The following is a 23440-nucleotide window of genomic DNA, read 5'->3' on the forward strand; positions in this document are numbered from 1 at the left end:
GCCGGGGCCGGGGGGGCCGTCACCGGCGAGGCACCGCCGACCACCGCCTCGGCGAGACGGCGGGGGGTGCCGACCGCGCCGAACAGGTCGCGTACCGGCATCCGCACGCCGAAGGTGTCGTTGATCTCCCGGGACATGGTCATCAGGAGCAGCGAATCCGCGCCGGCCTGGAGGAACGTCTGGTCCGGATCGATCTCGGTCGCGTCCACGCCGAGCCGCTCGGCGGTCAGGGCCAGCACCCGCGCGAGCGCCGCATCCACCGCCGGGGCGGGCTGCCTCTCCCGGTCCGGCGCGACCGGCGGCGCTGACCCGACGGCCTCCGCCGGCGCGGCGGCGACCACCGGCGGCGTCGGCTCCACATGTGCTCGCGGCTCGACCCAGAACCGCCGCCGCTGGAAGGGGTAGGCCGGCAACGAGGTCCGTCGACCGCCGCAGTCGGCGGTGAGCGCCGCCCAGTCCACCCCGACGCCCACGACGTGCAGCTCCGCGACGGCCTGCCAGACCCCGTCGACCGGCGCCAGCTCCCTGCGCTGCGATGGCACCCACCGCAGCTCCGACCCGGCGCCCCGGGCGATCCCGCTCAGCACACCGTCCGGTCCCGCCTCCACGACCGTCGTGACGCCCTGCTCGCGCAGGGTCCGCACCGCGGCGTCGTAGAGGACCGGCTGGCGGGCCTGGCGACACAGGTGGTCGGCGTCGGGCAGCCAGCCCGCCCGCCGCACCTGCCCGTCCACGGTGCTGACCACCGGCACCCGGGTCGGCCGTACCGTGACCCCCTCGACCACGCGCCGGAACCGGTCGAGCACCGGCTCCACGGCAGCCGAGTGGAACGCCCGGTCCACCGACAGCGGGCGGGTCACCGCAGCGAGCCGTTCGGCGCGGACGGCCAGCGCCCGCACCGCCTCGGGTGGCCCGGAGACCACGTACTGCTTCGGGCCGTTGCGGGCGGCGACCTCCACCTCGCTTCCGGCGACCAGCTCCTGTACGACGTCCGCGTCCGCAAGCACCGCGAGCATCGCGCCGGGCGGCATGTCGTGCTGCATGAGCCGACCACGATGGGCGGTGAGCGTGACCGCGTCGGCCAGCGACAGGGCGCCCGCGGCGACGAGTGCGGCGTACTCCCCCACGCTGTGCCCCACGAGGCAACCGGGGTCCAACCCCCAGGACCGCCACAGTTCGGTAAGCGCCACGCCGGTGACGACCAGGGCCGGCTGCGCCACGTCGGTCGGATGGGTGCGGACCCCCGGTCGCTCGCGCAGTCGGGCGACCAGGTCGCCGCCGACCGCCCGGCGGTACGCCTCGGCCCCCTCGTCGAGTACCTGTCGGACCACCGTGAAGCGCTCGGCGAGGTCGAGGACGACCCCACGGAGATCCCCCTGGCCCGGGAAGGCCAGCGCGACCGAGCCGGGCGTGTCCGCGTCGGCCTGCCCGAGCAGCACCCTGCTGTCGGTGCCGCCGCCCACGTACCCGTCCAGGGCGTCGGCCAGCGCGGCCGTGGAGTTGGCGCGGGCGACCAGACGGTGTCGCAGATGACGGCGGGCCCGGGCGGCGGTCGAAACCACGTCCGCCATCGGCAGCTCCGGCTGGGAACGCAGCCGGTCGCGGTATCGGGCGGCGAGGTCCCGCAGCGCCCCGGGGTCGGCGGCGGAGAGGGGCAGCAGTCCCGGCGCCGGGTGCGCCGGGGACTCCCCGACCGGGCGGGGCGCCGGCGGCTGCTCGATGAGCAGGTGGGCGTTCGTGCCGCCCACCCCGAGCGCGCTCACCGCCGCCCGGCGCGGGTGGGAGGCCTGCGGCCATTCGGTGCGGTCGGTGGTGATCGTGAACGGGCCGTCGGACAGCTCGATCGCCGGGTTCGGCCGGGTGAAGTTGATCTGCGGGGGGATCCGGCCGTCGCGGACGGTCATGACCGCCTTGATCAGACCGGCCATGCCGGCGCAGCTGTCCAGGTGACCGATGTTGGCCTTGACCGAGCCGAGGATCGGTCGGGCGCCGCCGTACACCTCGGCGAGGGCGTGGTGTTCCACCGGGTCGCCGAGGGCGGTGCCGGTGCCGTGCGCCTCGACATAGCCGATCGACTCGGCCGGCACCGCCGCGACGTCAAGCGCCCGTCGGGCGACGTCGACCTGGCCGGACACGCCGGGTGCGGTGAAGCCGACCTTGCCGGCGCCGTCGTTGTTGACCGCCGAGCCGAGGAGCACCGCGTGGATGCGGTCCCCGTCGGCGAGGGCGCGGTCGAGCGGTTTGAGGACCACCGCGGCGACACCGTTGCCCCCGACCGTTCCGTCGGCGTCGGCGTCGAACGGCCGGCAGCGCCCGCGGGCCGACAGGATGGACCCGGGAGTGGCCCGGTAGCCGGTCACCTGTGGCACGTGCAGCGCGACGGCCCCGGCGACGGCCAGATCCGCCTCACCGTCGAGCAGGGACCGCACCGCTAGGTGCACCGCCACCAGGGAGGTCGAGCAGGCGGTCTGCACGTTGATCGCCGGCCCGGTCAGGCCGAGGCGGTAGGCGACCCGGGTGGCCAGGAAGTCGGGCTGGTTGCCGAGCGCCGCGCCGATCGAGGCCACCGGATCGGCCGACCCGGTCAACTCCCCGAGCTGGTGCCGCAGGTAGTTGTGGTGCGGGTACAGGTTCATCCCGCTGCCCGCGTAGACCGCGGTGCGAAGACCGGGGCCGTCGCCCGGGTGCCCCGCGTCCTCCAACGCGTGGTGGCACGTCTCGAGGAACAGGCGGTGCTGCGGGTCCAGCATCTGGGCCTCCCGCGCGGAGATGCCGAAGAATCCCGCGTCGAAGCCGGTGATGTCGTCCAGGGTGCCGCTCGCGGCGACGAAGTCGGGAGCGGCAGCCGTCTCCGGCGGAACTCCGGCCGCCACCAGCTCGTCAGGGGTGAAGAAGCGGATGCTCTCCACCCCGGCGAGCAGGTTGGCCCAGTACCGTTCGACGGTGTCCGCACCGGGGAACCGCGCGGCCATGCCGATCACCGCGACGCGCCGGTCCCTCGTCTTCACCTCGATCGGCGCCTGTGACCGTGCCGCGGGAGCCGCCGCGAGATGGGCGCTGAGCGCGTGGACCGTGGGGTGGGCGAAGAGCGTGGGCGCGGAGATCCGGCGGCCCAGTGCCTGCTCCAGGCGGGACCGGAGCCGAACCATCTCGACCGATCCGACGCCGAGCTCGTAGAACGGCACTCCCGGGTCGACCGGAGCGCCGGTCAGGTCGGCGAGGATGCCGGCCACCAGGGCCCGTACCTCGGCGTGGCCGGGCGCGGCGGGCAGTTCACCGGCCGGGGTGGCGACGGTGGGAGCCGCGCCGTCGTCGTGGCCCGGCGTGGGGAACTCCCCGGCCAGGTAGCGGCGGCGCAGCGCCGCACGCTGGATCTTCCCGCCCGACGTACGCGGGAACTCGTCCGCCGGCACCGCGACGACCTCGGTCGGCGTGACCTGCCAGCGCCGGGCCACCACGGCGGTGACGGCCCGGGCCACCCGCCCGACCGACGCGTCCCCGTCGTCGGGGACGTAGAAGATCACCAGCGATTCGGTGCCGGTCCGCTCGTTCGACACGCCGACCGCGGCGGCCAGTCCGGCACGTACGCCGTGCACCTCGCCCACCACCCGTTCGACCTCGTGGCAGGGAAGGTTCTGTCCGTTGAGGATGATCAGGTCCTTGGCGCGTCCGGTGATCGCGATCTCCCCGTCGCGCATGAACGCGAGGTCCCCCGTGTCCAGCCAGTCGTCTCCGCCCGGGAACGCGAGCCGGGTCGCCTCCGGATCGTCCAGGTACCCGCGCGTGACCCGGGCCGAGGTGATCTGGAGGCGGCCGACGCGACGCTCGGGGAGCACCGTCCCGTCGTGGTCGACGATCCGCACGGTCGCCCCCGGGGCGGGGCGTCCGACGGACAGGTACTCGGTGACGGTCTCCGGGGCATCGTCCTCGGTGGCCCACTCCAGGTCACCGTCCAGACTGGCGGTACGGATGCGGTGCCGCACGCCGGGCACTCCGTAGCAGGCGTAGGTGATGCCCGTGGTGGTCTCCGACATGCCCCAGGCGGGACGCACCGCCGCCGCCGGAATCCCGCTGACGGCCAGGAACGCCTCGATCGTCTCCGGCAGGCACTGCTCCCCGCCGCTGACCAGGCATCGCACGTCGCGAAGGTCCCACCGCCGGTCCGGCGTACGCGCGACCGCGTCGGCCGCCAGCCGCAGCCCGAAGTTCGGCGCCCAGCTGTGCGTCACCCGGTGCCGCCGCATCAGCTCCAGCCAGCGAGGCGGGTCGGCGAGCACCACCTCGGCGGCGACGTGCACGGTGGTGGCCCCGACAAAGACCCCGGCGACGTGGTAGAGCAGCAGGCCCGCGGAGTGGTCCAACGGCAGCCAGTTGAGCAGGACGTCGCTCGGGCCGATGTCGAGCATCTCCCGGGCGCCGATGGCGTTCTCGGCGAGCGCCCGGTGGGTCAGGGGCATGATCTTGGGGGTGCCGGTGCTGCCGGAGGAGAGCTGCAGCAGCGCCACCGCCTCCGGGTCGTCGACCGGTTCGACCAGGCCCACCTCGTCGAGGGGCGGCCCCTGCCGGCGATCACCCCCGGCAATCAGCTCGGACGCCGCCACCACCCGGTCCCGCACCGCCAGGCGGGCGAGCACCTCGCGGTCGTCCGTGCCGGCCACGACGAGCGGCTCCCCGAGCCGACGCCAGGCGTGCAGGAGGGCGCCCACACCCGGGGCGTCCGGGTCGTAACCGCCCAGGGCACCGACGGTCAGCGGGATCATGCCCCCCAGCACGCAGCCGGCGAAGACGGGCCAGTACTCGGCGCCGGACGTGATCCGCAGGATGACGGACGAGCCAGCTTGCGCCCCGTGTGCCCGCAGACCGACCAACGACGCCTCTGCCCTGGCCAGCAGGCTCGGGTAGTCGAGGAACTCCTCGCGTCCGTCCGCGTCCACCACCCGGATACCGCTGCCGGGGAAGTCCCGGGCCGCCCGGATGAGCGCCTCCCCCAGGGTGCGGGGGTGGGCGGCATCGTCCGGCACGTCCGGGCCGTAGCTGATCGCGGGAGGTCGTACGGGCGATGCTGAGTTCACGGGGCAACCTCGACTTTCTGTACAGCGGGTCGGTGCGGCCGGGGGCGGGCGTGGGCGATGACGAACACGACGGCGGCGACGAGCGCCAGCCCGTGCGCGGCGGCGACCACCGGTAGCGGGGGAAGTTGGTCGAGGGCGAAGGCGCCGACGACCATTCCGAGGCCGAACCCGGCGTTCTGCGCGGCGCCGGCCAGGCCGAACAGCTGCGCTCGGCGGGACGGATCGACCCGCTGCAGGCGGGTGGTGTAGGTGATCTCGGCGTAGCCGTCCGCCATCCCGGCCATGAGCACCACGACGGCCAGCAGCCACAACGGGGGGCCGGTGAAGGCGAGGATGAACAGCATCGACATCGCGCAGGTGGCGACCCCGAACGCCGTCGGGGAGGCCCGACCGGCGTCGCGGTGCCCGGACGCGCGGGCGAACCAGCGGCCGACGACGAGGCTGCCGACCGCCCATGCCGTGGTGAACAGGGCGGCGAACGACGCGGGCGCGTCGGGGTGGGTCAGACTCGCGCACACCGGTAGCCCCACGTTGTGCGACGCGGAACCGAAGGCGTCGGCGGCCCGGACCGCGATCATCGCCAGTACCACCGGGGCGAGCCCGGACAGCGCCCGCGAGAGGCGCGGGGCGTGCGGGTGGCCCGCCGGTCGCCCGCGCGCTGGCGCGACCGTCGGACGCCAGCTCCCCACCCCGGTCAGCAGCAGCGCGGACAGGACGAAGGAGGCCGCGTCGATGAGGAACGCGGCGTGGTAGCCGAGCAGGGTGACCAGCAGGCCCGAGGTCCCGAAGCCGAGCAGCATGGCCGTCGAACGGCCCGTGACGAGGTGCGCGTTGGCCCGGGCCAGCCCTTCGGGCCCGACCAGGTCGGGCAGCCCGCTGCGCAGCGCGACACCCCACTGGGCCTGGCCGGCGCCGAGCACGACGGCGAGCCCGTAGAGGACCGCCAGCTTCGCTCCCACCGGGACCACGACCAGCAGCACGAGCACGGCGGCCGACAACAGGTCCGCGGTGACCATCAGGCCGGTCCGGGTGTACCGGCCGACGAGAACCCCGGCGATCGGCGCCATGACGACCCCGGCAGCCAGGCGCACGGCCATGAACAGCCCGGTCTGCACCGTGGATCCGGTGAGGTCCAGAGTGAACAGCCCCAGCGCCACCATGTTGAGAAAACTGCCGTAGGTGGACGAGGCCTGTGCGGCTATGACGAGGCGAAGGGGGCGCGCCGTGCGAACCCCCGTGGTTGGCAGGCGCAACCTATCCCGCCCTCATGCCCGTCGTGGCGAGCCCACCGCCGCTACGACCACGCGATTTTCGTATTCTGTCAGAATGAGGGAATGAACGCGGACCCCGCGATGTGCGATCGGCCCGGGCGGAGCAATTTCCGCCACGTCACCATGACAATAAGAATAGATGGCACCCATTAACAACCAGCTCCCCCCGCAGAACCGAACGTAACGTTTTGCGAGGTGCGCGTCAAGGTCCACACCATCGACGTCGGTCAGACTCCACCCTCATCAGTCGTCGCATGACTGCTTCAGGTCCCGCAGATGGCGCAGGCCTTGCAGGACCGTCGAGTCGGGCAGACCGAAGTCGATGAGGCACGCCACCTCGTCCACACCTGCCGCACGCAGCTCCTCGATGCGCTGCCGCCCGTCCCGCACCGTCCCGAACAGGGCGCCGTGCGCGAAGTAGCGTTCGAAGGCCCGCTCGAGCACCTCGTCCATCAGCTCTTCGAGCAGGGCGGGATCGAGGTCGTCGTCCACGACCGACGTGCGCGACATGAGGTCCAACGAGCTGCGCAGGTACTCCTTCATCGGGGCCCGCACCAGCGAGCGCACCTCCGCACGCGAGGCGCCCAGCAGGGTGTGCAGCATGACGACCACGTTCGGCTCGGCGGACGACGCCTCCGCCGCCCGTCGGTAGACCGCGATCTTCTCCGCCAGCTCGTCGATGTCCTGGTCGAACAGGTGGGTCAGGAGACCCGTACCGAGCCGTCCGGCGGACTCGAAGGTCTGTCGACTGCCACCGGACGTGAGCCAGATCGGCAGTTCCTTCTGCACCGGCCGCGGATGCAGCAGCACCTGACGGTTCTGCCCCTTGCCGTCCACCACCACGGCGGGCTCGCCAGCCCAGAACGACCGCACCTGCTCGACGGTCTCCGCCACCACCCGCGCCCGGCTGTCGTACGCCTGCGGGCTGAAGGCGAAGTCGACCGGGTTCCATCCGGGGGCGAAGGCGACCCCGACCCGCCCACCTGACAGGTTGTCGACCATCGACCACTCCTCCGCTATCCGCAGCGGATGGTGCAGTGGCGCCACCACACTGCCGGCACGGATCTGCACTCGGGTGGTCACCGCGGCGATGGCGGCGCCGGTCACCGACGGGTTCGCGTAGGGCCCTCCGAAGGCGTGGAAGTGTCGCTCCGGCGTCCAGACCGCCTCGAACCCGTGCTCGTCGGCGAAACGCGCGCCGTCGATGAGCAGACGGTAGAGACCCTCGTCGCGTGCCTCGGTTCCATCGGCGAAATAAAAGATGCTGAATTTCATGCTCGTGGTGACTCCCGGCCCAAAGCAGTCATCTGCGTGAGTGCGCGCCGGTCGACTTTTCCATACGCAGATAGAAAGATGCCGGAACCGGTTGGCGTCGGTCCATGATGGCGCGGGAAATGCGGGGACGCTTGCTCGTGGTTGCTGCCCGCACCAGGGCCAGGTCCAGGGCCGCCCGACGGCGCGGGCGCGTGGAATTTGCCTCTGCGGCAATTGGCGAGAAGCCACCCATTCCGGGAGTCAGCACCATTTGAGGGACCGGCCGAATGCCGGCCGGGCCTCACCCCGGCGACGACACCGCGCGTCCTCGCACTCGCTTTCAACGGACGGAGCACTACCGATGGCGGACCGCCCGCATGGATCGCCTGGCGGCGTGTCACTCGACGACCTCTGGTGGGAGGCGGCCGGGCCACCGGAGAGCGAGGAGGACGAGGCCGAGGGCTTCCTCACCCTGGGTGGGCAGTCCCTCGCCGCCCTCCGGTTCGTGGCGGCGGCACGGGAACGGCTGGGCCTGGAGGTTCCGCTGGCGCTGTTGATGCGCGACAACGCCTCCCTCACCGACATTCGCGCACGGGCGCAGTCCGTGCCGACGGCGTCCCCCGTGCCGGAGCCGGCCACCGGGCAGCGGCGGCGCACCCTCGACCGCTCGCCGCTGGCCCCCAGCCAGCGCCGGCTGTGGGTGCTCAGCCGGCTGCACCCCGAGTCCGCCGCCTACAACGTGGTGACGGCGCTTCGCCTGGGCGGCAGCGTGCGGATCGCCGCGCTGCGCGCCGCACTGTGCGACGTGGTGCGGCGCCACGACGCGCTGCGCGCGTGGGTGACCGACGAGCCCGATCTGCGGTACGACGAGGACGCCCGGCCGGAGTTGACGGTCGAGGACGCCGACGGGCCGCTGACCGACGCGACGATCGAGGAGTTCGTCCAGCGGGTGTCGGCTGTCACGATCCCGATGGACCAGGCGCCCATGCTGCGCGCGGGGCTGCTGCGCGAGGCCGACGCCAGCGACTCGTGCCTGGTGCTCTCGATGCACCACATCATCTCCGACCAGGCCACCGTGGACATCGTCGTGGCCGATCTGGCCACCGCGTACGCCGCCCGCTCGGCGGGTGCGGCCCCCGACTTCGATCCGGCCCCCAGCTTCGCCGAGTACGCCGAGGCCGAGACCCGACTGGTGGGCGGTACCGCCTGGCAGGCCGACCTGCGGTACTGGCAGGACCTGCTGGCCGAGGTGCGGGAGAGCCCGAAGCTGCCGGTGGCACAGTCGATGGCCCCTTCGCTGCGTGGCGCGCACCAGGAGGCGGCGCTGGGCGCCGAGCGTACGAGCCGGGTGGACCGGTTCCTGCGTACCCACGGATTCACCCCGGCGGTGCTCCTGCTGGGTTGCCTGGCCGTCGTCCTGACCCGCTGGAGCGGGACCGGACAGGTGGTGGTCGGCATGCCGGCCAGCCGCCGCCGCTCGGCGGGCGAGCATGAGCTGGTCGGCTTCCTGATCGAGACCGTCCCGGTGCTGCTGGACATCGGTCGTCGCACCGACCTGCTCGATGTGCTGCACCATGTCCGGGACCGCCACGTCGGCGCCATCACCCATGCCACACCGACCTTCGACGCCCTGCTCGCCGAGCTGGATCTGCCCGCGCGGCCGCTCGGCAACCCGTTGTTCCAGGTCTGGTTCAACGACCTCACGCAGAGCGCCGCGCTGCCCCGGTTCCCGGAGCTGGAGGTGCGGGCGCAGCCGGTGGCGGGCGACGGCGCGCTGTTCGACCTCAACCTGTACCTGCACCGCGACGGCGTCGACGGGTTCCGCATCGAGCTGATCCACGCCGCGGACCGGGTCCGGCCCGCTCTGGCCCGGGAACTTCTCGACCAGTGCCTGCTCGTACTCGACCAAGTGCTGACCGACGCCCACGTGTCGCCACGGGCGGTCTCCCTGGTCACCGCCGCGCGACGGGAGCGTTCGCCCCTGGCGGACCCACCGGCGGTCGCCCCCGGGGTCGACGCCTGGTCGCCCGCGCGAGCCCTGCGCGGTGGGGCTGGCGACACCGCGCTGCAGACGGTCGAGGGCCCCCTGACCTACGGCGCGCTCGACGCCGCCGTCGAGGACCTTCGTGCCCGGCTCACCGCCGCCGGCGTGACGCCGGGGCAGGTGGTGGAGATCCGTGGCCGACGAAGCGCCGCTCTGGTGACGGCGCTGCTCGCCGGCTGGCGCGCGGGAGCGGTGATCGCTCTGGTCGACGCGGCGCTGCCCGAGGCGCGCCTGGCGCAGCAGCAACGACAGCTCCAGCCGGCGGCCGTGATCGACGTACCCTCGGAAGCGCTCGCGACGCCGACGCTGCGCGACGGCGTCGCGCGACCCCGGACGCTGCCCGGCGCCAGTCACGTCCTGTTCACGTCGGGCAGCGGCGGAGGCCCGGCCGCAGTGGTGGTCGGTCCGCAGCCGCTGAGCGCGGCGCTCGCCTGGTACGTGGCGACGGTCCGGCCGAGCGCCGCCGACCGGTTCGCGCTCGTCGGCGGAATCGGTCACGATCCGGTGCTCCGCGATCTGCTCGTCGCGCTGCACGTCGGGGCGAGCGTCGCCGTACCCCCCGAGGCGGTGCTCGCCGACCCGGCCGCGCTGCTGCGCTTCCTCGCCGACCAGCGGGTCAGCGTGCTGCACGCCACCCCCGGTCTGCTGGAGCTGCTCGTCGCCGCGCATCACTCGACACCCGGGATCCGATTGGACGCGCTGCGGATCGTGCTCAGCGGCGGTGCCCCACTCACCGCCGGACTGGTCCGTCGCCTGCGGCAGCTGACCCCCGCCGCCGTGGTCAACGGCTACGGCACCACCGAGACCCCGCAGCTGGCCGCCTGCCACCAGGTCCTCGGGCACGGCGTGTCCGCGGACGAGGCGCTGTCCGGGTGGGCCGACGACGAAGTGCTGCCGCACGGGCGGGGCGTCGCGGGCAACGAACTGCTCGTCCTGACCGACGACGACCGGGACGCGGGTGCGGGAGAGCCGGGCGAGATCGTGGTGACCGGTCCTCTTCTCGCCGAGGGTTACCTGGACGACAGTGGGGCGGCGGAGCGCTTCGGCACCGGCCCCGACGGTCGGCCGACCTTCCGGACCGGTGACATCGGTCGTGTCGACCCGGACGGCGGGGTCCAGTTCGTCGGCCGGCGCGACCGTCAGATCGACGTCGACGGTCACCGCCTGGACCTGGCCGAGGTGGAGGCCGCCGCGCGCCGCGCCGGCCCGGTGGCGCAGGCCGTCGCCGGGACCGTCACCACCGCCGCCGGCCCCGTCCTGGCCCTCCAGGTCGTTCCCCGGCCCGACACCACTGTCGACCCGCGGGCGCTGCGGTCACACCTGCTGTCGCAGCTGCCGGGGTACGCCGTGCCGGCCCGGATCGACGTCCGCAACCGCCTCGCCACAAGCGCCAACCACAAGGTGGTGTTCCACCCCACCGACCTCGCACCCACGGACACCGACGAGGGGGCGCGGCGCGACGCCCCTGCCACCGACACGCAGCGCTGGCTGGTCGACCTCATCGCCGGGGTCATCGGCCGGCGGATCGGTCTCGACGAGCACTTCTTCGAAGCCGGGCTCACCTCGATGCGACTGCTGCAGGTACACGCGCTGCTGGCCGACGCCATGCCCGACCCACCTCCGGCGACGGCGTTCTTCGCCCATCCGACCGTTCGCCAGATCACCGCGCTGCTCGCCGGAGCGTCCGCGACTGCCGGGCCGGCGGCGCCCCTGCGGCGCGAGACCGGGCCACACGGCGCCAGCGACCGACGCCGGGCCGTCCGGACCCAGTTGAACCAGGAGCGGAAGGGACAGTCCGGCCATGGACGATGAACTCGAGCCCATCGCGGTGATCGGCATGGCGGGGCGGTTCCCGGGCGCCGACGACGTCGAGCAGCTCTGGCACAACCTCAGCGCCGGTCGGGAGTCGGTCCGATTCCTGTCCGAGGACGAGCTGCTGGCCGCCGGAGTTCCCCGCTCCACCCTCGACGACCCCACGTACGTGCGGGCCGTCGCCGAAGCCGCGCACCTGGACATGTTCGACGCGGCGCTGTTCGGGATGTCCGCGCGGGAGGCGCGCACCAGCGACCCGCAGTTGCGGCTGTTCCTGGAGACGGCGCACGCCGCGGTGGAGAACGCGGGCTACGACCCGGACTCGGTGACCGACGTGGGCGTCTTCGGCGCCGCGGGCACCAACCGGTACGTCGACCTGTATCTGCGCCCGGACCCGGCGGCGGCCACCGGCATCACCGGCCTCGCGGTCGGCACCTGGAACAATCTCGGCTCGCTGGCCACCATGGTGTCGTACAAGTTGGACTTCACCGGGCCGGCCATGAGTGTGCAGACGGCCTGCTCCAGCTCACTTGTCGCCATCCACCAGGCGGTGTCCGCCATCCGGAACGGGGAGTGCGAGCTCGCCCTGGCCGGCGGCGTCGAGGTCGAGCTGCCGCTGACCCACGGGCACCGGTGGGCGATGGACGGACCGTTCAGCCGGGACGGGCACTGCCGGCCCTTCGACGCGGCGGCCAGCGGCACGATCTTCGGCAGCGGCGTGGGTGTCGTGGTGCTCAAGAAGCTCGCCCGGGCGCTCGACGACGGTGACGCGGTCCGGGCCGTCGTCCGGGCCACCGCTGTCAACAACGACGGCGCCCGGAAGGTCGGCTTCACCGCCCCCGGGGTCACCGGCCAGACCAACGTGGTGCTGGAGGCCATGATGATGGCCGAGGCGGACGTACGTCACGTGGGGCTCATCGAGGCGCACGCCACCGGGACGATGCTGGGCGACCCGATCGAGGTGGCCGCCCTGCTGGCCGCGTACCGCCGGCTGGGGCACCCCGGCGACGGCACAGTGGCCCTCAGCTCCGTCAAGGCCAACGTCGGTCACCTGGGCCACGCGGCCGGTGTCACCTCCTTCATCCGTGCCGTGCTCAGTCTGGAGCGGGAGCGGATCGCGCCCACCATCAACGTGAGCGCCGTCAACCCCAAGCTGGAGCTGGACGGCTCGCCCTTCCACCTGCCGAGCGAACCCACCCCCTGGCCGCGCCGACCCGACCAGCCCCGGCTGGCCGCGGTCAGCTCCCTCGGCATCGGCGGCACCAACGCCCACGCGGTGCTTCAGGAAGCGCCCCTGCGGGTGGCCGAGCCGGCCGTCACCCGACCCCGCCTGCTGGTCTGGTCGGCGGCGACGACCGCCGCCCGGGACACCTACCAGGAGCGGATCAGGACCCATCTGGCCGACCAGGGCGAGCAGACCTTCACGGCGACCGTCTCGACCCTCCAGCACGGCCGCCGCGCCTACCCGCACCGGGCCGCCCTGGTCGCCGAGAGCGCCGCCGAGGCGGTCACCGGGCTCAGCCCGGACGCCGCGAACGCGATCATCCGGGGAACCGGAGACCGGCGGGAGCTGGCCTTCCTCTTCCCCGGCCAGGGCGCGCAGCACGCCGGCATGGTGCAGGACCTGTACCAGCAGGAGCCACACTTCGCCGAGGCGCTCGACGAGACGCTGCACCTCTTCTCGGCCGCCGGCGCGGACGTCGCACAGACCTGGCGTACGGGCGACGACACCCGCCTGGCGAGCACTGCCGTCGCGCAGCCGCTGCTGTTCGCTGTGGAGTACGCGCTGGCGCGGCTGTGGCGCTCGTGGGGAGTCGTACCGCACCGCCTCCTGGGCCACAGCGTCGGCGAGCTCACCGCGGCCGCCGTCGCCGAGGTGGTCAGCCTCTCCGACGCCGTCACGCTTGTCGCGGCCCGTGCCCGGGCCATGGAGCGGATGCCGGCCGGCGGGATGCTCGCCGTCGCCGCCACCGCCGACGAGCTGGCCGACCTACTGTCGGCCCGGATCGGGATCGCGGCGGTGAACGGGCCACGGCAGACCGTGCTGGCCGGTCCGCACGACGCGCTGGCCGAGCTGGCCGCCCCGCTGCGGGAACGCGGCCTGCGCAGTCGCCCGATCCGCACCGCGCACGCCTTCCACACCGAGGCCATGCGCGCGGCGGCCGACGAGTTCCGCGCCGCCTTCGGCGACGTCACGCTGCGCCCGCCGCGGATCCCCATCGTCTCGGCCGCCACCGGCGCGACGATGACCGCGCGGCAGGCGACGGACCCGACGTTCTGGGCCGACCAGCTCGTCGAACCGGTGCTCTTCGGGCCCGCGCTGGAACATCTGCTCGGCCAGGGGCCGCAGCTGCTGATCGAGGTGGGGCCGGGCCAGACCCTCACATCGTTGAGCCGGTCGCACCGCGCCCTGGCCGAGGGCGGCCACACCGCCGTGGCGTCGCTGCCGGCCCGGCGTCCGAACCCCGGCGAGGACCAGATCGCCGTCCTGCGCTCCCTCGCCGCCGTCTGGACCGACGGACACGACGTGGACTGGCACGCGGTCGGTCAGGGACGGCAGGTCATCCGTACGCCGCTGCCGGCCTACCCGTACCAGCGGGAGCGGTTCTGGGCGGACCCACCCGCCGCCGCGCCGATCTCCCCCACGCCCGAGGCGCCACCGACGGAGCGCGCCGAAGCGGCACCACCGACAGTCGACCCGACGGAGGAGCAGTTGACCGCCGACACCCCAGTGGACCAGTCCCCGTTCTCGGTGCCCTGCTGGGTGCAGGCGCCCCGCCGGGCCGACCGTGGCCACGACGCGGCACCGCACGCGCTGCTGCTGGCCGAGGAGGACCGGGCCCGCGATCTGACCGTCGCCCTGCAACGGGCCGGGATCAGGGTGGTGCCGGTTCCGGCAGATCGGGGGTCCGGCTCCGCCGAACGCTCCTTCCACCTCCCCGTACGACGCCGGAGTGAGCTGGCGGACCTGCTGCGGGACGTCGCGGCGGCCGGCCGGCGGCCGCTCATGCTTGTGCACGCGTGGGGTCTGTCGGACGAGGTGGCCGACCGCGCCGACCCGGCCGCGCTGCAACGTCCCTTCCGGGATCTGCACGAGGTGGCGCGGCTGGTGTCCCGCACGCCCGGGGTGGCGGAGGGCACCCGGATCGTCGTGCTGACCCGCCAGGCCGTCGACATCAGCGGCGCCGAGGGGGTACGCCCGGAGCACGCCCTGTTGCCACCGCTGGTCCGGACGATCGCCGACGAGGACCGACGGCTGACCGTACGCCTGATCGACCTGGGTGGGCGGGTGACCGACGACGACCTCGCCGGGGAGCTGGCGGACCAGGACGGCTCGCCGGTCGTCGCGCTGCGCGGCGACCTGCGGTGGGTGCCCGCCGAACGGCGGCTGGAGGTGGTCGCCGGGGCGGCGCCGACCATCCGCCGCAACGGGGTGTACCTGATCACCGGCGGCGGTGGAGGACTCGGCATCGAGGTGGCCCGCGGCCTCGCGAGGACCGGCCAGCAGCCGATCCTCGTCCTGGTGGGACGGACCGGGTCGGTCCCGGACGACGTGGTCGACGAACTCGGCGCGCTCGGTGCGACGGTGCGGGCCCACGGCTGCGACATCACGGACACGGCGGCACTGGGCCGCCTGGTCGACGAGGTGACCCAGCGGTGGGGCCCGGTCAACGGCGTCCTGCACCTGGCCGGCCGGATCGGCTCCGGCACCATCCAGTTCACCGGCGCGGCGGACAGCGAGGCGACCTTCGCGCCCAAGATGGCCGGTGCGCTGAGCATCGAGACCGTCTTCGCCGGCCGCCAACGGCTGGACTTCCTCGTCTGCTTCTCCAGCCGCGCCGCGCTGGAGGGCCAGGTGGGCGGCGCCGACTACGCCGCGGCCAACGCCTACCTGGACACCTTCGTCCGGGACACGCCCCTGGCCGCCGACCGCCTGCTGAGCATCGACTGGCCGGCCTGGCACGGCGTGGGCATGGCCGCGGGCGGGATGCTCCGCTCCGCGGGTCGCGCTCCGGCCCGCCGGTGGCAGACGGTGCTGAGCGCGGAGAACGACCCGGTGACCGACGAGCATCGGCTGGGCACCGTGCCGGTGGTGCCGGGCACCCGACACCTCGACCTGGTCGTCGAAGCGTTCCGCGCCGAGATCCTGGACGGGGCCGAGGAGCCGGTCCGGCTGACCGACGTCGTGTTCCAGCGGATGCTGGAGCTGACCTCGCCGCGCCGCGTGGAGGTGGCCTTCAACCCCGAGGGTGAGAGCTGGGCCTTTTCGGTCTCCTCGGCACCGCCGACCACCTCCTCCCCCACCGACGTGCAGACGCACGTACGGGGGCGGATCGCCGCGTGGCGTCCGGACCCCGATGCCACGGCACCGCGCCGGGTGGACCTGCCCGCGCTGCGCGCCACCCTGACCGAGCACCGCCCACTTCCCCCGTTCGGCAGCGACCGGCAGGCGTTCACGCTGGGCCCACGCTGGCGCACCTACCACCAGGTCCAGGCCGACCCGGCCGGTGACAACCAGCTGCTCATCCTGGCGCTGCCCGAGGACTACCAGGACGAGGCCCGCCGGCACGCGGTACACCCGACGCTCATGGACGCCGCCACCACCTCGGTTCGTGACCTGGACAGGGACGACATCCATGTCCCCTTCATGTACCGCTCGGCGGTGGTGCACGGCCGGTTGCCGGGTCGCATCCTCAGTCACATCCGCCGCCGGCCGGACGCCCCGGCCAACAGCATCGTGGCGGACCTCGACGTCCTCGACGAGGACGGCACCGTGCTGGTCGAGGTGCGGGGCTTCACGATGCGCCGAGCCGTCGACCCGGCCGCCCTGGTGTCACCGCGGGGAACGGACGAGACCGCCGAGAGCGTGGGCATCCCGCCCGAGGTCGGTGTCGACCTGCTGATGGCCCTGTTGACGGCGCGTACCCCTCGGCAGGTGGCGGTGCTCCGGTTCCGCGGCGGTCGTCCCGAGCCGTCGTCGTCGGACGCGGGCACGACGCAGGTACGGCAGGTGGCGCCAGCGCCACGGCCAGTGTCGGTGCCCCGGCCGCCCGTGTCGGCGAACGGTCGGCACGAACCGTCGACCATGGCGGCGCCGGCTGTCCCGGTGCCCCCACCGATGCCCACCGCCGACCCGACGCCGGCACCGGGGACGGTCGAGCTCGCCGACCAGGTCCGTGAGCTGTGGACGGCCGCGACCGGCGTCGCCGACCTCAGCGACGACCAGGACTTCTTCGCGCTGGGCGGTGACTCGCTGATCGCCGTGGAGCTGATGTCCCAGGTCCGGGACCGCTTCGGCGTGGACCTGAGCATCGGTGCCATCTTCGACTACTCCACTCTCGGCAGCTTCACCGAGGAGCTGCGGCGGTTGGGGGCGGGACGATGACCGCCGAGCACCTGCTCCGCCTCGGCGGCAGCGACTGGTCGATCTGGAGACAGGCGGTGCTCCGCAGCGCCGGCTTCCCCGCAGCCGAGGTCGGCCGCCTCAGCGACGTCGAGCTGGCGGCGGCGGCCGACCGGTCCGCGACGGGTGAGGGCACCCGGGACGACTACCAGGCCGCCTACGAACGCGCGACGGCCCGCCTGTCGGAGCAGATCCGGCAGATCGCCCGCGACCCGGCGTTCCGCGAGGCAGTCGCCTGGCAGAACCGGGCACTCATCGCCGACTGTGTCGACAAGGCCGCGGCCGGGGAGCCGCGCAACGTCCGGGGCCGCAACCACGAGTCCGCGATCGCCAGCTACTGGCAGCGCTACTGCGTCAAGAACGACACAATCGGCTTCTTCGGCCCGGTGGGCTGGGCGCACTGGTCCACCGACGACACCGCGACGCGCGTCAGGCCCGGCCGCGACCTGCTCGCCCGGCGTACGACGTACCTCGAGGTGTGGGCGGTGGACGCGGTGGCCCGGGCGTTGGAGCAGGACCCGAAGCTGCTGCCGTGGCTGCCGCCCCGCCGGGTCAACTCGTTCGACCTCGTCGGCCGGACCCTGCACCGCAGCAGCCGGCCGCCGGTGCTGCTGACCGAGGCGGAGGCCGAACTCGTCGGCCTCAGCGACGGCACCAGGACCGCCCGGGAGGTGGCCGAGGAGATCCTCTGGTCGGGCCACCCCGAGCTCGGCACCGAGCAGGACGTCCTCGACCAGCTCGTGGCCCTGCGGGAGCGAGGGCTCCTGCACCTCGGCCTGGAGGTCGCGGTCTCCGCCCACCCCGAGCGGGAGCTGATCGGACGACTCGATCGGGTGGGCGACCCGGTGGTCCGCGAGGAGGTCCTGACCCGCGTGGGCCGTCTCCTGCACGCCCGGGACGCGGTCGCCGCCGCGGCCGGTGACGAGGCGAAGCTCGTGGTCGCGCTGGAGCAGGCCGCCGGGGTGTTCGAAGAGGTCGCCGGGGTGCAGGCGGCCCGGCGGCCGGGGCAGACCTACGCCGGACGCACCATCCTCTACGAGGACACCGTGCGCGACGTGGACGTCCACTTCGGCGCCGCGGTCCTGGACGCCCTGGCCCCGCCGCTGGCGCTGCTGTTGCAGAGCGCCCGGTGGTTCGTCGCCGAGGCGACCCGCGAGTACCGGGCGGTCTTCGATGAGGCGTACGAGCTGGCACGGGCGCGCTCCGGTGACGCCCCGCCGTCGCTGGCGGCGGTGGTGGCGGCAGCCACCCCGCAGCTGTTCTTCTCCCTGCGTGAGCTGCCGCCACCGGTGGCCCGGGCCGTTGGTGAACTTCAGCGGCGGTGGCAGGAGATCCTGCGGCCCTCCGCGCAGACGCGCTCGCACCAGGTGCGGGCCGAGGACATCGCGGAGCGGGTCGCCGAACTCTTCGCCGCGCCGGAGCCGGCCTGGGCGGCCGCCGTCCACCACGCCCCGGACCTGATGATCGCCGCCGACGGGCCCGAGGCGATGGCCCGCGGCGAGTTCCTGCTCGTCCTCGGCGAGCTGCACCTGGCGTCGAACACCGTCGAGAGTCGCCTCTTCGTCGAGCAGCACGAGGACCCGTCCTGGCTGTTCCGGGCGGACGAGGCGGACCACCGCGACCGGCGGGTGTACCTCTCCTCGCCCAAGCACTGGCAGGCGGTGAACTCCCGCACCTACCCGCCGTCGGCGTTGCTGTCACCCCGGTACACGTACTGGTCGCTGCACCCGGACGCCGGCGGCACCCCGGCGGAGCCGCTGCCGGCGGCGCGCCTCGTGGTGTGGCGCGCCACCGACGGCCGGCTCGAGGTCCGGACCCGCGACGGCGCCCGGAGCTTCGACCTGCTCGAGGTGGTTGGCGAACTGCTCTCCGCCGCCATCGTGAACGGGTTCAAGCCGCTGCCGCCGGCCGCGCACCGGCCCCGGATCGCGATCGACCGGCTCGTGCTCGCGCGCGAGTCGTGGACGCTGGACGCCACCGACCTGCGCTGGGCGTCCATCAAGAAGGAGCCGGACCGGTTCCTGGCGGCCCGCGCCTGGCGCGCCGAACTCGGCCTGCCGGAGCGGGCGTTCTACAAGGTGCCGGTCGAGGACAAGCCGGTCTTCGTCGACTTCACCAGCCTGGTGCTGGTGAACCTGTTCGCCAAGGCGGTACGGCGGACCGCGGAGGCACGGCAGACCACCTTCACCGTCTCGGAGATGCTGCCGGACCTCGACCAGACCTGGCTGACCGACGCCGACGGCGCCGGCTACACGGCGGAGGTGCGGGTCGTGGCGGTCGACCCGGCCGCCGGGGCCGCCCCGGAACCCACCGATCCTCGCACCGAAAGGGGTATGTAGGTGCTGGAAGAAGAACTGATCGACTACCTCCGTCAACTGCTGCCCGACTACATGGTGCCGTCGGCGGTCGTCACGCTGGACGCCCTGCCGCAGACGCCCAACCACAAGGTGGACCTCAACGCCCTGCCGGCGGTCACGGTCGAGGCCCGGGCCGACGGCTCACCCCGCGACGACCTGGAGCGGGATCTGACCCGCCTCTGGGGGCAACTGCTCAACCGGGACCAGGTGGGCGTGCACAACGACTTCTTCCGGATCGGCGGCAACTCGCTCCAGGTGATGCGGGTGATCGCGCACGTGCGCCGGACGTACGGGGTCCGGGTGCCGGCCAGCTACCTGTTCGAGCAGCCGACCGTGGCGGCGCTCGCCGCGCGGGTGAGGGAGGCGGCGGCTGCGGGACCGGCCGGCGCGGGAAGGCGGGACTCGTGACGTCGACCTCCGAGCCGTCGTTCGGGCAGGAGCGGATCTGGCTGCTGGAGCAGCTGCTGCCGGACACGCTGATGCACCACCTCACCCTCGCCTACGAGATCCGGGGGCCGCTCGACCCGGCGGTGCTCGGCCGCGCCGCCGATGCGGTGGTGCAGCGGCACGCGGCGCTGCGTACCACCTTCCACGATCACGACGGCCGTCCCTTCGTGACGGTGCACGACGCCGCGCCACCCGTGCTGCGCGTGGTGCCGGTGGCGTCCTTCGACGAGTGGTCGGGCCGGGCCGAGGCGGAGATCGCGGCGAAGTTCGACCTCTCCGAACTGCCGCTGCTGCGGATGACCGTGTTCCGGATCGCCGAGGACCATCACGTCCTGCTGGTCGTGCTGCACCACATCGTCGCGGACGGCGCCAGCATGGGAGTGCTCCTCGACGAGCTCTCCGACGCCTACGCCGCCCTGCGCGACGGCGGCCCGTGGCGGCCCGCGGACCTGCCCACCACCTACCAGCGGCACGTCGAGCAGCAGCGCACCGCCGCGGCGGACGGCACCTGGGCCGAGGATCTCGCCTACTGGCGGGAGCGCCTGCACGACGCCCCTGCCATCTTCACGATGCCCGGCGCGGCCCCACGCCCGAGCCGGCCGACCCTGTCGTCGCATGGGGCACAGGCGTCGCTCACCGACGACGACGTCACCGCGCTGCGGGAGTTCGCCCGCCGGCAGCGGGTGTCGCCGGCGATGGTCCTGTCGGCCGCGTGGGTGGCTACCCTGAGCCGGCACTGCGGGGAGCGGGACATCCTGATCGGCACCTCGGTGTCCGGGCGCGACCGCGCCGAACTGCGCGGCCTGATCGGTCTGTTCATGGACGTGGTGACACTGCGGGTGCAGCTGCCCGCCAGCACGAGCTTCGCCGACCTGGTCACCCGGGTACGCGACGAGACACTTACCGCCATGATGCACCGTCGTCCGCCGTTCACCGCGGTGGTGGCCGAGCTCGGCGGCGAGCGGAGCCTGGCGTACAACCCGGTCTACCAGGTGCTGTTCAACAACGCCTCGCGGTCGTCGGAGGCGTTCGAGGACGTACCCGAGTTGGTCTGTCGACGGCTGCCGTTGGCCTCCGGGACCATCCAGACCGATCTGGAGATGGTCGTGGTCGCCGGGGCCGACCAGCGTACGCAGCTCAGCCTGGAGGTCAGCGCGGACCTCTACGACGAGAGCACCGCCGCCCTTCTGCTGGACCACATGGTCAACCTGCTCCGCGACGGGATGGCCGCGCCGGACACCCTGGTGGAGCGGCTCAGCCTCATGAACGAGGAGCAGCGCCGGGACCTGCTGCGCCTCTGCGCACCGCCCCGCACTCCCCTGCCCGACGTCCGCAGCGTCCTGGAGCTGGTGCTCGCCTCGATCGACAGGCGGCCCGACGCGCCGGCGATCCGCAGCGGGAGTCGCCGGTTCACCTACGCCGAGCTGGGGCGGCACGTCGGCCGGCTCGCCGACCGGTTGGCGCGGCAGGGGGTGACCCGCGGTGACGTGGTCGCCGTCCATCTCGACCGGTCCGTGGAGGCCCTGCTCGCGATGCTGGCGAGTTGGCAGCTCGGCGCCTCGTACCTGCCGGTGGACCCGACGTACCCCCGTCGCCGGATCGAGTTCATCCTGCGCGACGCGAAGGCCCAGGTGATCGTCACCGGACCGGCCACCGCCCCGGACGCCTTCTCCGCCCTCGGCGCGTCGGTCGTCGTGCTGGACGAGGTCGACGGCGACGCCGCCGACGCTCCGGCGCTGAGCGTCCCAGCGGGAGGCGGCGGTGAGGACTCCGCGTACGTCATCTACACCTCCGGTTCCACCGGGCAGCCCAAGGGCGTCAACGTGCCGCATCGCGCGGTGGTGAACTTCCTGACCTCGATGGCGCGCCGGCCGGGCCTGACCCAGGACGACGTGATGCTCGCCCTGACCAGCCCATCCTTCGACATCTCGGTATTGGAGCTGTTCCTACCCCTGACGGTCGGCGCACGGATCGCGCTCGCGTCGACGGACGACGCGCGCGACCCCCAACGCCTGCTGGACCTGCTCACCGAGGAACGGGTGACCGTGGCCCAGGCCACGCCGGTGACCTGGGACGCCATCCTGGCGCTGGCCCCGGCGGGCCTGCGCCTGCGCCTGGCGCTCTGCGGCGGTGAGGCGCTCACCCGCCCGCTGGCCAACCGGCTCTGCGCGGTCGCCGACGAGGTGTGGAACATGTACGGCCCGACGGAGACGACTGTGTGGTCGCTGATCGCCCCGGTACGCCCCGGACCCGAGGACGAGGTCGTGCCGATCGGCCGCCCGATCCAGAACACCTCGGCCTGGGTGCTCAACGCCGACGGTGCTGTGCTGCCGGCGGGTGTGGTGGGTGAGCTGCACCTGGGCGGGAGCGGCGTGGCGCTGGGCTACCGGGGCCGCCCGGGGCTGACGGACCAGCGCTTCGTCGACGGACCGCCGGAGACCGGCGCCGAACGCCTCTACCGGACCGGCGACCTGGTGCGGCTACGCCCCGACGGCGACTTCGAGTTCCTCGGGCGGGCCGATTCGCAGGTCAAGATCCGGGGTCACCGGATCGAGGTGGACGAGATCGCAAGCCTGCTGCGCCGGCACCCCCGCGTGAAGGACGCCGTGGTCGTGACCCGGGACGACGGGTCCGGTAACCGCCAGCTGCTGGCCTACGTGGTGCCCGCCGGGCCCCGCGTGCCGGCTGCCCAGACGAACGAATCGAGATGACGATGAACACCACGTGGCGGGTTCTCGCCCCGGGACCCAGCGATCGCGTGCTCCTCGCCGTGGACTTCGGTCCCGGCCGTCGCGAGGCCGGTTTCAGCGACCTGGTCGCCAACCTCGCACCGGAGCCTGTGGTGTGGGAGACGGTGTTCGCCGTGCAGACCGGTGACCTGGTCGCCGGCACGGATCCCGACCGCTGCCTGAGCCGCTGGCTCGACGACGTCGCGAACGCCGGGCTGGAGGTGGGCGGGGTGCTCGGCTACTGCGCCGGCGGCGCGTTGGCCCGCCAGGCCGCCGGCCTGCTGCGTACGCGCGGTCTGCCCGAGCCTCCGGTCGTGCTGCTCGACCCCAACGACGTCGACGGCGCACTGATCCAGGACCTCTTCGCCACGTCCGTGGAGGGTTACGCGGGCCTGCTGTCGGACGACCAGGTCCGGGACGCCCTCGCTGCCGCCGAGGACTTCACCGGCACCCTCGGGCCGGACATCGGCAGGCGGCCCGCCACGGCGCTCGCCGAGGCGATGCGCGGCCTCCAGGCCGTGTACGACGACGTCGTCCTCTCGGTGTGCAAGATGCTGGACGCCGACGACGAGGTGGGCCGTGAGTTCTCGGAGCGGTTCTCCGCGTTCCTCGGCTACCTGGTCACCGCCGGACGCGCGGGCGCCGCGCGGGGCGGCTCGGAGACGGTCATCGTGTCCGAACGTCACGACCTGCCCGCCGGGTTCGGTGTCGCGGACCATCGCCTCCCGGTGCCGCGCGCGACGCTGCTGGCCGATCCCGGCGTCGCGCGCATCGTCGCGGAGGCGCTGCGCTGAGCGGCCCGCCCGGACCGGCTGACCTGGACACACCGGCGACACCGCCGCGAGGTACGCGAGCGGGCCAACCGCCACCGCGTCCGGTCCGGCCCATCCATTCATCCACGGAGCGCCACATGACGAACCCGTTCTGTCGCAAACTGCCGTCCGTCGGCCGATGGCGGGAGTCTGCGCCTTCGAGCATTGCGTAGACGCCGGCCATCGTAGGAACAGATCGACTTCGCTGCACGGATCGGCAATCCCGAGGGGGCCGTCC

At 73.4% G+C, this 23440-nt stretch carries 9 protein-coding genes; 6 read left to right on the forward strand and 3 right to left on the reverse strand.

What is annotated here, in order from left to right:
- The 3 genes from FHG89_RS16145 to FHG89_RS16155 all read right to left on the reverse strand — a co-directional run.
- A partial coding sequence (locus tag FHG89_RS16145) for a type I polyketide synthase (protein WP_139585210.1) occupies positions 1-5072 on the reverse strand: 5072 nt, incomplete at its 3' end.
- Positions 5069-6325 (reverse strand): MFS transporter, encoded by a 1257-nt coding sequence (locus FHG89_RS16150; protein ID WP_280116072.1) that lies wholly within the window; start codon positions 6323-6325, stop codon positions 5069-5071. The genes FHG89_RS16150 and FHG89_RS16145, both read right to left, overlap by 4 nt.
- 261 nt (positions 6326-6586) lie before the next feature.
- On the reverse strand, positions 6587-7618 hold the full coding sequence (locus FHG89_RS16155) for a MupA/Atu3671 family FMN-dependent luciferase-like monooxygenase (RefSeq protein ID WP_139585212.1): 1032 nt from the start codon (positions 7616-7618) through the stop codon (positions 6587-6589).
- A 373-nt stretch (positions 7619-7991) separates the two neighbouring features.
- Between FHG89_RS16155 and FHG89_RS16160 the strand changes: the two genes are divergently transcribed.
- From FHG89_RS16160 to FHG89_RS16185, 6 genes are read left to right on the forward strand one after another with little or no spacing between them, the layout of a single operon-like run.
- The gene (locus tag FHG89_RS16160; RefSeq protein ID WP_167517440.1) at positions 7992-11453 is read left to right on the forward strand and encodes a condensation domain-containing protein; all 3462 of its coding nucleotides are present in this window, start codon (positions 7992-7994) and stop codon (positions 11451-11453) included.
- Positions 11443-16839, forward strand: a complete 5397-nt coding sequence (locus tag FHG89_RS16165; RefSeq protein WP_139585214.1) for a type I polyketide synthase — start codon at positions 11443-11445, stop codon at positions 16837-16839. The genes FHG89_RS16160 and FHG89_RS16165 overlap by 11 nt, the downstream gene beginning before the upstream one ends.
- Positions 16836-19196, forward strand: coding sequence for a lantibiotic dehydratase (locus tag FHG89_RS16170; RefSeq protein ID WP_139585215.1), 2361 nt, complete (start codon positions 16836-16838; stop codon positions 19194-19196). The genes FHG89_RS16165 and FHG89_RS16170 overlap by 4 nt, the downstream gene beginning before the upstream one ends.
- Positions 19197-19622 carry a phosphopantetheine-binding protein gene (locus tag FHG89_RS16175; protein ID WP_167517441.1) on the forward strand — a complete coding sequence of 142 codons (426 nt, stop codon included), beginning with the start codon at positions 19197-19199 and terminating at the stop codon, positions 19620-19622.
- Positions 19619-22372, forward strand: coding sequence for a non-ribosomal peptide synthetase (locus FHG89_RS16180; protein ID WP_139585216.1), 2754 nt, complete (start codon positions 19619-19621; stop codon positions 22370-22372). The genes FHG89_RS16175 and FHG89_RS16180 overlap by 4 nt, the downstream gene beginning before the upstream one ends.
- The gene (locus tag FHG89_RS16185) at positions 22369-23184 is read left to right on the forward strand and encodes a hypothetical protein (RefSeq protein ID WP_139585217.1); all 816 of its coding nucleotides are present in this window, start codon (positions 22369-22371) and stop codon (positions 23182-23184) included. Before FHG89_RS16180 ends, FHG89_RS16185 begins: the two co-directional genes overlap by 4 nt.
- Positions 23185-23440 lie beyond the last annotated feature (256 nt).

Origin of the sequence: Micromonospora orduensis, assembly GCF_006228125.1 — a bacterium.
Lineage (GTDB): Bacteria > Actinomycetota > Actinomycetes > Mycobacteriales > Micromonosporaceae > Micromonospora > Micromonospora orduensis.

Coding starts and splice junctions, on each gene's coding strand:
- FHG89_RS16155 (WP_139585212.1), bottom strand. CDS start 7,618: ATGAAATTCAGCATCTTTTATTTCGCCGATGGAACCGAGGCACGCGAC.
- FHG89_RS16165 (WP_139585214.1), top strand. CDS start 11,443: ATGGACGATGAACTCGAGCCCATCGCGGTGATCGGCATGGCGGGGCGG.
- FHG89_RS16170 (WP_139585215.1), top strand. CDS start 16,836: ATGACCGCCGAGCACCTGCTCCGCCTCGGCGGCAGCGACTGGTCGATC.
- FHG89_RS16185 (WP_139585217.1), top strand. CDS start 22,369: ATGACGATGAACACCACGTGGCGGGTTCTCGCCCCGGGACCCAGCGAT.